The organism is Caulobacter sp. (assembly GCF_017744445.1).
Lineage (GTDB): Bacteria > Pseudomonadota > Alphaproteobacteria > Caulobacterales > Caulobacteraceae > Caulobacter.
Genome location: NZ_JAGIBH010000010.1, coordinates 179,212 through 191,358, shown reverse-complemented (window position 1 = coordinate 191,358; position 12,147 = coordinate 179,212). Strand labels below are relative to the sequence as shown.

At 68.9% G+C, this 12,147-nt stretch carries 11 protein-coding genes; 4 read left to right on the top strand and 7 right to left on the bottom strand.

Going from position 1 to position 12,147, the window contains the following annotated elements; all coding sequences use genetic code 11:
- Positions 1–68 precede the first annotated feature (68 nt).
- Positions 69–1,358: an alpha/beta fold hydrolase gene (locus J7528_RS15815; protein ID WP_291876247.1), complete on the top strand. Its 1,290-nt coding sequence runs from the start codon at positions 69–71 to the stop codon at positions 1,356–1,358.
- Between the two features lie 162 nt (positions 1,359–1,520).
- On the opposite strand, the gene J7528_RS15810 is transcribed toward J7528_RS15815, so the two are convergent.
- The 7 genes from J7528_RS15810 to J7528_RS15780 are packed head-to-tail and all read right to left on the bottom strand — an operon-like array spanning position 1,521 to position 8,426.
- On the bottom strand, positions 1,521–2,324 hold the full coding sequence (locus J7528_RS15810; protein ID WP_291876245.1) for a GntR family transcriptional regulator: 804 nt from the start codon (positions 2,322–2,324) through the stop codon (positions 1,521–1,523).
- A gap of 53 nt (positions 2,325–2,377) precedes the next feature.
- Positions 2,378–3,358, bottom strand: coding sequence for a TIM barrel protein (locus tag J7528_RS15805; protein ID WP_291876243.1), 981 nt, complete (start codon positions 3,356–3,358; stop codon positions 2,378–2,380).
- An 18-nt stretch (positions 3,359–3,376) separates the two neighbouring features.
- Entirely contained in the window at positions 3,377–4,327 is a 951-nt protein-coding gene (locus J7528_RS15800) for a D-ribose ABC transporter substrate-binding protein (protein WP_291876241.1), read from the bottom strand.
- A gap of 8 nt (positions 4,328–4,335) precedes the next feature.
- A complete protein-coding gene (locus J7528_RS15795) occupies positions 4,336–5,184 on the bottom strand; it encodes a DeoR/GlpR family DNA-binding transcription regulator (RefSeq protein ID WP_291876239.1) in 849 nt (282 codons plus the stop codon).
- A 35-nt stretch (positions 5,185–5,219) separates the two neighbouring features.
- On the bottom strand, positions 5,220–6,251 hold the full coding sequence (locus J7528_RS15790) for an ABC transporter permease (protein ID WP_291876236.1): 1,032 nt from the start codon (positions 6,249–6,251) through the stop codon (positions 5,220–5,222).
- Positions 6,251–7,765 (bottom strand): sugar ABC transporter ATP-binding protein, encoded by a 1,515-nt coding sequence (locus J7528_RS15785; protein WP_291876234.1) that lies wholly within the window; start codon positions 7,763–7,765, stop codon positions 6,251–6,253. Before J7528_RS15785 ends, J7528_RS15790 begins: the two co-directional genes overlap by 1 nt.
- A gap of 4 nt (positions 7,766–7,769) precedes the next feature.
- Positions 7,770–8,426, bottom strand: a complete 657-nt coding sequence (locus J7528_RS15780) for a DUF2291 family protein (RefSeq protein ID WP_291876231.1) — start codon at positions 8,424–8,426, stop codon at positions 7,770–7,772.
- 401 nt (positions 8,427–8,827) lie between these two features.
- Here J7528_RS15780 and J7528_RS15775 point away from each other — a divergent pair, with 401 nt between their 5' ends.
- From J7528_RS15775 to J7528_RS15765, 3 genes are read left to right on the top strand one after another with little or no spacing between them, the layout of a single operon-like run.
- Entirely contained in the window at positions 8,828–9,667 is an 840-nt protein-coding gene (locus J7528_RS15775) for a transketolase (protein WP_291876228.1), read from the top strand.
- Between the two features lies 1 nt (position 9,668).
- Positions 9,669–10,616: a transketolase C-terminal domain-containing protein gene (locus tag J7528_RS15770; protein ID WP_291876226.1), complete on the top strand. Its 948-nt coding sequence runs from the start codon at positions 9,669–9,671 to the stop codon at positions 10,614–10,616.
- Positions 10,613–12,061, top strand: coding sequence for an FGGY-family carbohydrate kinase (locus J7528_RS15765; RefSeq protein ID WP_291876224.1), 1,449 nt, complete (start codon positions 10,613–10,615; stop codon positions 12,059–12,061). Before J7528_RS15770 ends, J7528_RS15765 begins: the two co-directional genes overlap by 4 nt.
- Positions 12,062–12,147: the final 86 nt, after the last annotated feature.

Below are 12,147 nucleotides of genomic sequence, written 5' to 3'. Positions count from 1 at the left end.
AGCGGGACTGGCGGACGAGGGCATGGTCGGCGAGGAGGCGGGAAACCTCCTCAAGCCCGAGACCGACCATGTTCGCCCTTCTCGCCGCCGCGCTCGTCGCGGCCGCCTCGCCTCAGTTGGACGCCGTGCCACAGACCCACCTCGACGCGGCCTTGCGGTGCCGGCTCGGCGCCTACGCCCTGCCCGCCGGCAAGGTCGTGACCATCACCGGAGACGGCGGCCATGCCCGGAACCTGCGCTACACCCTGTCGACCGGCGCGTTCGGCCGGCTGCGCGAAGGCCCGGACGGCACGTACTCTGCCGGCACGCTCACGGTCGCCTTTGAACCTTGCGAGACCGGCCGCTTGAAGCTCGCTGGCGAACAAGGCTCGCGCCAGCCGCTGACCGAGACGGACACGACCTTCTCCAGCGACGGCATCAGGCTGCACGGCAAGCTGGTCATGCCAGCGGGCGCCAAGGCCCTGGCCGTTTGGATCGACGGCTCCAATAATGATCCGTCAACGGATGATACTGTGTGGCAGTACGAGCTGGCGCGTCGTGGCGTGTCGGTTTTTGTCTATGACAAGCGCGGCACGGGCACGTCCAGCGGCGCGCTGTCGGCTGATTTCCAGGTGCGGGCGCGCGATACGGCCGCCGCCGTCCAAGAAGCTCGCCGCCTGGCGCCCGGCATCCGTAAGGTCGGCGTGATCGGCGGCAGCCAAGGCGGCTGGGTCGCGCCGTTGACGGCGACCCTGACCCCACTGGATTTCGTCATCCCCGCCTTCGCGATGGCCGAAGGTCCGATCGCCCAGGACCGCCAGGTGGTCGAGGCGCAGTTGGCCGGCTTCCCGGCGGAAGATATGGCCAAGGCGGCGACGCTCACCGCGCTCACCGCGCGGATCGTGCTCTCCAACTTCCGAGAAGGCTTCACAGAGCTGGACGCCTTCCGCACCGAGCACGTCGGCGAACCCTGGATGAAGACGATCCAGCCGCGTTCCTACACCGGCATCCTGCTGACGATGTCCAGCGCCGACGCCAAGGCCGGCGGCGCGGCGGCCTCTCAGGGTCTCAGCTTTGGCTACGAGCCCCGTCCGGTGATCGAGACGATCAAGCCCCGCCAGCTGTGGCTGCTGGGCGGCAGCGACCGCCAGGCCCCGAATGCGGGCACGCAGTCCATCCTGCGGGAGATCCAGCAGCATCGACGGGACGTGAGCGTGGTGGTGTTCCCCAAGGCCGACCACGGCCTGATCGAGCGCACCAAGACGGCGGAAGGGACCACGACCAGCGCCTATTCGGCCGGTCTGTTCGACATCACCGCGGACTGGATCAAGACCAGCCGGCTGCCCGGAACCGGAAACTTCGTGGTCCGGCCGGACTAGAGCAGGTCCCCTCATCACCGATCATCCCCGCGAAAGCGGGGACCCAAGCTGGCTTTCAGGATGGGGAGCGGCGGAGCAAAACCCTCTGGCCCGGCTTGGATCCCCGCTTTCGCGGGGAAAGTCGGGTTTGGGGTAGAGTTCGGAAAACTAAGGGATCCGACCTTAAGCCTCGGCCAGGTCCAGCGCGCGCAGCAGCGCGGCCTCTGCCCCATCAGCGTCGCGGGCCCGCAGGCGTTCGACGATCTGGCCGTATTCCGCAACCAGCTTGCCGCGCGCCGCCGCGTCCAGCTCCAGGTGAAGCCAGCCCAGCATCGCCTCGGCGACCGCGTCGAAGATGGCGTTCCGGGAGATGGCGGCCAGCTTGCCGTGGAACTGGCGGTCCAAGGCGACGAAGGCCTCGCCATCGTCCAGGGCGTCCTGCTGCTGGGCGACCAGCCCCTCCAGCTGCTCCAGGTCAGCGGCGTCGGCCTTCACCGCCGCCTCGCGGACCATGCCGCGCTCGAAGAAGCGGCGGGCTTCCTTCAGGTTCTCGACCATGTTCGGCGAGGCCGACAGCATCAGCTGAGCCACCAGGTCCAGCTGGCCGACGGCCGCCTTGGCGCTGAGCGGCCGCACGCGGGCCCGCTCGCCGTGCTTGATGGTGATCAGGCCCTGGGTCGCCAGGGTCTGCATCGCCTCGCGGATCGCCGGCCGGCCCACGCCGTAGCGGACCATCAGCTCGCGCTCGGACGGCAGCGCCTCGCCCGGCGCGTACTCGCCCGAGGTGATCATCGCCTTCAGGCGGTCGAGGACATGGTCGGAGAGCTTGCGCTTGGCGATCGGCGCCTCGACCAGCCCTCCGTCTGTCTTGTGGAGCGCCATGTCCGGAAACTGGAGCAAGGCCGGTTCGAAGTCCAGATAGCGGATCTCGACCGCCCCTCGGGCGCGGTGGAAGGCCGGTCGTTCACCACCGCGCGGCCGAGGCAAACGCCGTTCGGCGCCGCCCGGGATCCGCAGCTTGAGCGACCGCCGTCCCATCCTCAGTACGACGAGAACAGCGCCGCGCGGGCCAGGCGCTGGGCCTCCAGGGCGTCCTGGCGATCCTGGGCGGCCTGCATGGCATCGAAGTCCAGCTTGTCCAGCGCCCGGTCGATGACCTTCAGAAAGTCGATGGCCAGCTTGGCGGCCGTGACGCTGTCCTCGCGGAACGGGAACTGGTCCAGCTGCCAGACGCCTTCCCACCTGTTCTTGCGCAGGACGTAGAAGAACTCGAACAGCTCGATCGGGTGGACCGAGCCGGCGACCATGTCGTCATCCCAGCTGCGCAGGTTGTCATTGACGTCCATGCCGAACAGGCGGCCGTGGTCGATGGCCAGCTGGGCCGCGTCGGCCGGCGACTCGCCGCCATACAGCGAGTGGCCGAAGTCCAGCAGGATGCCGATATTGGGCAGGCCGATCTTCTCGATGCCCAGCAGGGTGCGGGCCACCGAGTCGAAGCTCATGTGGTTGCGCGGCTCGCGCGGCTTGTACTCGATGACGAACTTCAGGTCAGGGTTCTGGCTGGCCAGCTCGCCGACGCCGTCCATCGACATCTGCCACAGCTTCTTGTGGTCGACCTGGAAGGGGTAGTCCCAGCCGTCCTGACCCGGCCACAGCTTGACGTAGTCGGCGCCGAAGCGGCGGACGACATTGGCCGCATCGTTGCACATCTCGTTGGCCAGGCGGCGGATGCCCGGATCGGGATTGGTGAAGGCGCCCTTCGAGAACTGGCGGGTATAGATCTCGGGCGTGATGCCGATGACCCCCAGGTTGTTGCGCTTCAGCGCCACCTCGACCTCGTCGAGGCTCAGCTTGGGATCGACGAACGGATAGTTCAGGTCGACCACCGACAGGTCGCCGACCTGGCCGGCCTTGTCGATCGCCTCGATCAGGCTGACGGGCGGGCCGTAACCGTCGGTGGCGTAGCGGTCGACATAGGTGGCGAAATGCCAGATGCCGGCTCCGAACTTCAGCTTGCTCATGAGCGCGTACTCCAGAAACTAACGACGGGTGAGGTTGAAATTGTCGAGGTCGCGGGCGTTGGCCGACGTGACCAGGAAACAGTCCATCAGCTGCTTTTCCGGCTGACCGGTCTTGCCGGTCTTCAGGAAGCGGTCGGCCAGCTCGACGGCGTACTGGGCCTGGCGAAAGGCCGGCTGCAGCACGGTGGCCTTCAGTTTGCCGGCCAGGATCGCGTCGCGGGCGTCATTGCTGCCGTCGAAGCCGACCACCACGACGTCGCCGCGCCCGGCGCTTTCCAGGGCGGCTGCCGCGCCCATGGCCATGGTGTCGTTGCCGGCGATGACGCCCTTCACCTCGGGATGGGCCTGCAGAATCGACTGGGTCTTGGCGAAGGCTTCCGACTGGCTCCAGTTGGCCGACTGGCGGCCGATCATCTTCAGGTCCGGATACTGGTCGATCACCTCGTGGAAGCCGCGCGAGCGGATGGCGGCGTTGGTGTCGCTCTCCTTGCCGAGCAGCTCGACATAGGCGCCCTTTTCGCCCATCGCCTGGACGAAGGCTTCCGCGCCCAGGGCCGCGCCCTGGAAGTTGTTGGAGACGATCTGGGCCGTGGCCAGGCCGCGGACATTGATCTCGCGGTCGATCAGGAACACCGGCACGCCGGCCGCCTTGGCCTTGCCGATCGCCGCCGCGCTGGCGTCGGCCCCGGCATTGTCCAGGATGATGGCGGCGGCGTTGCGGGCGATCGCCGTGTCGATCAGCTGGCTCTGCTTGAAGGCGTCGTCGTCGTGCGAGAACTTCAGGGTCTCGTAGCCCAGGGCCTTCGCCCTCGCCTCCGCCCCCAGCGCCTCTTGGCCGAAGAACGGATTGTCCATCGACGGGGTGATGATGACGATCAGGTTCGAGCGGCCTTTCGGCGCCAGCCACGAGATCCCGAGGACGACCGCGACGACGGCGGCGATCGCGATGATCAGGTGGCTGCGTTTCATGGCGCTCCTTAGGCGGTGAGCACGCGGATCCCGCGCGCCTCGAGGGCCTTGCGGTCCTCGTCGCGGATCCCGTCGTCGGTGATCAGGGTGTGGACGACCTCGACCCCGCCGCCCAGCGACGAGAACGAGGTGCGGCCGATCTTGGTGGAGTCCGCCACCAGGCAGACATGCGAGGCCGCCGCGATCATCGCCTTCTTGATCGGCAGGTCGGCCAGGGACGGATAGGTGAGGCCCGCTTCTAGCGAGATCGCCGCTGTGGCCAGGAAGCAGGTCTCGGCGTACAGGCCCTCAAAATAGGCCGCCGAGCGCTCGCCGCTCAGCGACAGGGTCGGGGCCTTGAACTGGCCGCCCGGCATGTGGACCGTGCACGAGGGCAGCGCCCCCAGGGTCAGGGCGATGTTCAGGGCGTTGGTGACGACGTTGAGGTTCTGCCGCTCCAGCAGGTTCAAAGCGACCTCGGTGGTGGTCGAGCCGCTGTCGAGGATCAGGGTCTGGCCGTCGGTGACCAAGGATGCGGCCAAGCGGCCGATCCGGCGCTTGGCCTCCATGTTGACCCGGTGCTGCAGGGCCATGTCGCGCACCTGCTGGGGCACCGAGCGCAGGAAGGCGCCGCCGTGCTCGCGCACGATGTGGCCCTCGGTCTCCAGCTTCTCCAGGTCCTGGCGGATGGTGGGTTCGGAGACCCCGAAGGCTTCGGAGAGCTCGCGCACCCTGGCGCTGCCTTCTTCCTGCAGCCACTCCAGGATCTTCATGCGGCGCGGCTCGGCCAGCAGGCCCGAGCCGGCCGTGGCCATGGCGCGCTGGCGGGCCGAGCTCTTGGCGGCGGTATCGTTTTGAGGGCTCTTCGGCTTAGCCATGGCTCTCTTGCTCCTCTGCGAGACGGCGTCCACGGTCAGGCCCTGCCCGATGCCGTGAGACGTCCTTGCAGCTGGTCGAGCACGACAGCGGCGATGATCACAAGTCCTTTGATGACCATCTGCCAAAACTCGCTGACGCCCATCATCACCAAGCCATCGCCCAGCACGCCGATCACGCAGGCGCCGATCAATGCGCCGCCGACCGTGCCGCGCCCGCCTGACAGCGAGGCGCCGCCCAGGACGACGGCCGCGATGGCGGAGAGTTCGAAGGTCTCGCCGCTGGCCGGATGGGCGGCCACCAGCTCGGAGGAGACAATCAGGCCCACCAGCGCCGCGCAGACGCCGGAGATCACATAGACGGCGACCTTGACCCGCTCGACCCCCACGCCCGACAGCATGGCCGCGCGCTCGTTGCCGCCGATGGCGTAGACCCAGCGGCCGAAGGGGGTGTCCTTGGCGACGAAGGCGGCAACCAGGGCGATCAGCGCCAGCAGGATCACCGTTACCGGCAGACCCAGCACCGAGGCCGAGCCCAGCAGCGGGAAACCCTCGTTGCCCAGGTCCGGACGGCCCACCAGGTTGGGGAAGGTCGCGCCGTTCGACAGCAGCATGGCCGCGCCGCGCGCGACGTAGAGGACGCCCAAGGTGGCGATGAACGGCGCGATGCGGAAACGCGCCACCAGCACGCCGTTGAACAGCCCCGCGATCCCGCCCAGCACCAGCACGAGGGCGATGACCACCGGCACGCTGGGATAGACCACCACGCCCAAGGGCTGCAGCGTCACGCCGTTCAGGATCAGGGCTCCTGCGACCATGCCGGCCAGGCCCGCGATCGAGCCCACCGATAGGTCGATGCCGCCGGTCAGGATGACGTAGGTCATGCCGATCGCCAGGATCGCCGTGATCGCCACGTGCTTGAACATGATCAGGAAGTTCGAGGCCGACAGGAAGTTGGGGGCCATCACCGAGAAGAAGGCGACAACTACGGCCAGGGCGATCAGGGCGCGCAGCTTCAGCAGCAACGCGACGATGCTCGGCCCGGTCGAGGAAGTAGCTTCGGTCGCCATTACGCGGCGGTCTCCCTAAACAAAAAGGGGGGCGGGACGGCGTTGGAGGCGGCCACCAGGGCGGCTTCGCTCGCTTCTTCGATCGTCAGGTCGGCGGTCAGGCGGCCGGCGGCCAGCACCAGCACGCGGTCGGCGACGGCCTGGGCTTCCAGCAGGTCGGAGGTGGCGAAGACCACGGCCAGGCCCTGGTCGGCCAGGGCGCGCATGGTGTCGAACACCTCGCCGCGCGCGCCGATGTCGACGCCCCGGCTGGGCTCGTCCAGCAGCATGACCAGCGGCCCGGTCATCAGGCCCCGCCCGATCACCACCTTCTGCTGGTTGCCGCCCGACAGCGAGCCGATCGCCGCCTCGGCGCCCGCCGCCTTGACGCCCAGGCGGGCCATCATGTCGGCGATGGCCCCGCGCTCCGCGCCCTCGCCGATCCGGCCGCCGGACAGGAAAGCGAGCAGGCTGGAGAGACCAAGGTTTCCACCCACGGACAGATTGTGGAACAGGCCGTCGCGCTGGCGGTCCTCGGGCACGAACCGCAGGCGCTTGCGGCAGCGCTCGGCCAGGCTCAGCGTCGAGACGTCCTCGCCGTTCAGGATCACGGTCCCGCCGGCGTTGCGGGCGCCGCACAGGCTTTCCAGCAGCTCAGTGCGGCCCGAGCCCAAGAGGCCGTAAACCGCCGTGACCTCGCCGGCCCGGAAGTCGGCGCTGACATGGTCGACCAGGAAGCCGCCGCCGCGACGCGGCAGGGCGATGTCACGGGCCGACAGCACGACCTCGCCGGCCTTGCGCGTCCCGCCGCGCGGCCGCTGGCGGGCCTTGTCGCCCAGCATCTTGTCGATGATCCAGGCCACCGAGACCTTGGACGCCGGTTCGGACGCGATCAGCCGGCCGTCGCGCAGCACGGTGACGTAGTCGCCGATGCGCATCAGCTCTTCCAGCCGGTGGGAGATGTAGATCACCGCCACCCCGGCCCGCTTCAGCTCGCCGATGACGCCGAACAGCACTTCGACCTCGGCGGCGCTGAGGGCCGAGGTCGGCTCGTCCAGGATCAGCACGCGGGCGTCCTCGACCAGGGCCTTGGCGATCTCGACGATCTGCTGCTCGCCAACCCGCAGGTCGCCGACCGGCGCGTCCGGGTCGATGTGGGCCAGGCGGGCCAGCACCGCGCGGGCGCGGGCCTTCTCGGCGGCGTGGTCGGTGGCGCCGAGCCTGGTCGGCTCACGGCCCAGGAAGATGTTCTGCGTCACCGTCAGGTTCGGGCAGAGGTTCAGCTCCTGGAAGACGATGCCGACGCCGGCCTTGGCGGCCTCGCGCACCGAGGCGAAACGCACTGGCTCGCCGTCAAGCAGCAGGCGGCCCGAGGTGGGTTGCTCCACCCCGGCCAGGATCTTCATCAGGGTCGACTTGCCCGCGCCGTTCTCGCCGATCAGCACGTTGACGGCCCCGGCATGCACATCGAAGTCGACGCCGTCCAGCGCCGTGACGCCGCCATAGGTCTTGCCGATCTTCTCCGCCCGCAGCACGTCGTCAGGCTCCGACCCGCTCGAGGCGCACGGGCGTGACGACCACGGGATCGCCGGCCTTGCCCAGCTGGAACACGCCCTGGAAGCGCACGCGGTCGCCGGGCTTGAGGCCCTCGGCCGCCGGCCGCGCCTGGCGCAGGGCCCGCTTGGTCAGGGCCCCGCCGACCTCGGCGAAGGCGATCTGGTTGGAGAAGTCGTTGAAGGTCACGAATGGCAGGCTGTCGCGCAGGGCCGAGCCCGAGACCACCGGCCCGACCACCACCTCGACCGGCTTGCCGTCGACCGTGACGGTCACCGCGCCGGCGCGGGCGTTGGTCTTCACGGCCGTGACCTGGCCCTCGCCGTTCGCCACGAAGGTCCAGGGCGAGCCGTCGCCGGCCTGGCGACCGTCGGCGGCGGCGATATCCTTGTCGATCTGCGCGGTGAGCTCGGCCAAAGGCTTGGCCTGCTTGTTCCAGTAGGGCGCTGCCTGGGCGCCCCAGACGGCGTCGACATAGCGGGTGGCGTCGAAGCTGCCGGCCTGGCGCTCGCGGGCGGCGCGATCGGCGGCGATGGGGATGACCTTGCAGGCGCTGACCACGGGCAGCAGGGTGACCAGGACAAGGGCCAGGCCTGTCCGGCGCATGCTGTCGTTGCGATCCTGCTCACCCGCCTTCCGCAACGTCAGCAACTCCCCAGAGTGTGCGCCGTTTTCGGCGCTACTTTCGAATGATTTCGAATTCGGGCGAAACGTGTCATGGCGGATTGGGGCTGTCAATCGACCCTTACCGCAAAGGGATTGCACACTGGCGGCGGTCGCGATTTCCGCCATGCCCATATGGACTTAGGCCCCGAAAACGGCCCTCCCTGCGCAGGCCCGCGCGCTTTCTCACACCAACCAAAACGAAGAAAATCGAAAACAAACGACGCATTTCGTCGTTGCACTCGCAAACCGCCACGCCTAGTTTGCCCGTCGAGGGAGGCCTGGAACCAGGCGGAATCGAGCGCGGTCGAAAAACGCGCCTCTTCCGCGGTCGCACGCGCCCTCAATGTATGCCGCGACGACCAGCGAGACCGTCGAAGATGAATCAAGTTCACCGCCAGGGCGCGGACGACCTGCCAAGCCGCGCCGCCCATGTGGCCCAGCGCGCCAACTGGATCCGTCGCAGCGCGCTGAAGATGATCTTCGAGGCCAAGCAAGGCCACCCCGGCGGCGACCTGTCGGCGGCCGACATCCTGGCGGTCCTGTATTTCGACGTCATGCGCTACGACGCCAGCCAGCCCAACGCGCCGGGCCGCGATCGCTTCATCATGAGCAAGGGCCATTGCACCGGTGCCTTCTATTCGGTGTTGGCGGGCGCGGGCTTCTTCCCGGAGGAAGAGCTGTCGACCTACCTCCAGCCGCTGTCGCGCCTGAACGGCCACCCCAGCCGCACCTATCTGCCGGGCGTCGAGACCAATACCGGCCCGCTGGGCCACGGCCTGCCCGTCGCGGTCGGCGCGGCCATCGCCGGCCAGATCGACAAGGCCGACTTCCGCGTCTTCGTGCTGACCGGCGATGGCGAACTGCAAGAAGGCAGCTGCTGGGAAGCGGCCATGACCGCCGGCCATCGCAAGCTGTCGAACCTGACCCTGATCGTCGACCGCAACCGCCTGCAACAAGGCGCGCCGACCGAGGAGACCGTCAGCCTGGAGCCCCTGGCCGACAAGTGGCGCGCCTTCGGCTGGGACGTGCTGGAGATCGACGGCCACGACCCGGCCGCACTGATCACCGCCCTCGAGACCAAGAGCGAGAAGCCGATGTGCGTGATCGCCGCGACCGTTAAGGGCAAGGGCGTGTCGTACATGGAAAACCAGGCCGGCTGGCACCACGGCTGCCCCAATGCCGAACAGTACGCCCAGGCCCTGGCGGAGCTTTCTTGACGTGAACGATCCCGAAAAGACCGACGGCCTGTTCGACTGCCGCGAGGCCTATGTCGCGACGCTGGAGGCCCTGGCCGAGGCGGACACGCGGATCGTCGCCGTGGTCAATGACAGCGTCGGCTCCAGCAAGCTGGGTGGCTTCCGCAAGAAATTCCCCGAGCGCCTGATCAACGTCGGTATCGCCGAGCAGAACATGATCGGCGTCGGCGCCGGCCTGGCCAACGGCGGCAAGGTGCCTTTCGTCAGCGGCGCGGCCTGCTTCCTGACCGGCCGGGCGCTGGAACAGATCAAGGCCGACGTCGCCTATTCGCAGGCCAATGTGAAGCTGTGCGGCATCTCCAGCGGCATCGCCTATGGCGAGCTGGGCCCCACGCACCACTCGATCGAGGACCTGGCCTGGCTGCGGCCGATGGCCAACCTGACCGTCATCGTCCCCTCCGATCCCTGGGAGACCGGCGAGGCGATCAAGGCCGCCGCCGCCCTCGACGGGCCGGTATTCGTCCGCATCAGCCGCATGCCGGTGCCGGCGCTCAAGCACACCGTCGAGAGCTTCGAAATCGGCAAGGCCGAGACCCTGCGCGAGGGCGGCGACGTCGCCATCATCGCCAACGGCACCATGGTTTGCCGCGCGCTCGCAGCCGCTGAAGCCTTGGCGGCCGACGGCGTGCAGGCCAAGGTGATCAACATGGCCACCCTGACCCCGCTCGATGAAGCCGCCATCCTGGACGCCGCCAAGACCGGCGCGGTGATCACGGTCGAGGAGCACTCGGTGCGTGGCGGCCTGGGCGGCGCGGTGGCCGAGGTGCTGGCCACCCAGTCCCCCTGCTCGATGCGGATCCTGGGCTTTCCCGGCTTCCTGCCCACCGGCTCGGCCGAGTTCCTGATGGAGCGCTACGGCCTGACCGCCGCCGGCATCGCCGACGCCGCCCGGGACCTCTTGGCGCGATGAACATCCTGGCCATCGACCAGGGCACCACCAACACCAAGGCGGTGCTGGTCGGCCCCGAGGGCGAGATCCTGGCCCAAGCCTCCCGCCCGACGGCGGTCAGCTATCCGCTGCCCGGCTGGGCGGAGTCGTCAGCCGACGACATCTGGGCCAGCGTCGCCAGCGTGATCGAGGAGATCGTCGCCATGGGCCTGCCGGTCGATGCGATCGGCCTCTCCAACCAGCGCGAGTCCGTGGTGCTGTGGGATGCCGCCACCGGCCGCCCGGTCGGTCCCTGCGTGATCTGGCAATGCGGCCGCTCGGCTCCGCGCTGCGAGGCGTTGAAGGCCGACGGTTACGAGCCCGACGCCATCGCCCGCACCGGCCTGACGCTCAATCCGATGTTCTCGGCCGGCAAGCTTTCGTGGCTGCTGGACCACGCGTCGGAGGGTCGCGCTCGCGCGGCGCGGGGAGAGCTGAAAGCCGGCACGGTCGACGCCTGGCTCTTGTGGAAGCTGACCGGCGGCGCGACGCACGCCACCGACCACAGCAATGCCTCGCGCACCCAGTTGATGAACCTCTCCACCTTGGCCTGGGACCCGGAGATGGCGCGGCTGTTCGACATCCCGCTGGAGGTGCTGCCAGAAATCCGCCCCTCGGACGCCCTGTTCGGTGAGACGGCCAGCGGCGCGACCGCCCTGCCCGCCGGCGTTCCGATCCACGCGGCCATGGGCGACTCCCACGCCGCCCTCTACGGCCACGGCCTGGACGGTCCCGGCCGCATCAAGGCCACCTGCGGCACCGGCTCGTCGCTGATGACCGTGACCAGGGAGCGGATCTGGTCAGCGCATGGCCTCTCCAGCACCATCGCCTGGAGCCGGGCCGGCGGCGCGCTGCATGCGCTGGAGGGCAATATCTCGGTCTCGGGCCACACGGTGGCGTTCGTGACCAAGCTGCTGGGCCTGCGTGACGAACTGGCCCTGACGGATCTGGCGCTGACCGTCCCCGACAGCGGCGGCGTCGCCCTTGTCCCGGCCCTGGCCGGCCTGGGCGCCCCGCACTGGCGTGACGAGGCCCGAGGCCTGGTCAGCGGCATGAATCTGGGCACCACGCCCGCCCACCTGGCCCGCGCGGCGCTGGAGGCGGTGGCCTTGCAGATCCACGACGTCTTCATGGCGATGCAAGCCGACCTGCACGGCGACCTCCCAGCCCTGAACGTCGACGGCGGCGCCTCGCGCAACGACGTGCTGATGCAGCTGCTGGCCGACCTGATCGACCGCCCGGTGATCCGCGCCGACGCGGCCGAACTCAGCGCTCTGGGCGCGGCGCGGTTGGCGGCAGAGGGCATGGGGATCAAGGCTCCGCGGGTACGGCCGGCCGAGCGGACGTTTGAGCCCAGCATGAGCGCCGACGTCCGCGAGGCGACCGTGGCGCGCTGGCAGGACGCCCTGCGGCGAGCAATGCTCTAAGCTCACAAATATCCGTTCATCCCCGCGAAAGCGGGGACCCAAGCTGGCTCTCCGGATGTGGCGCGGCCGAGCCAGAACTACTGACT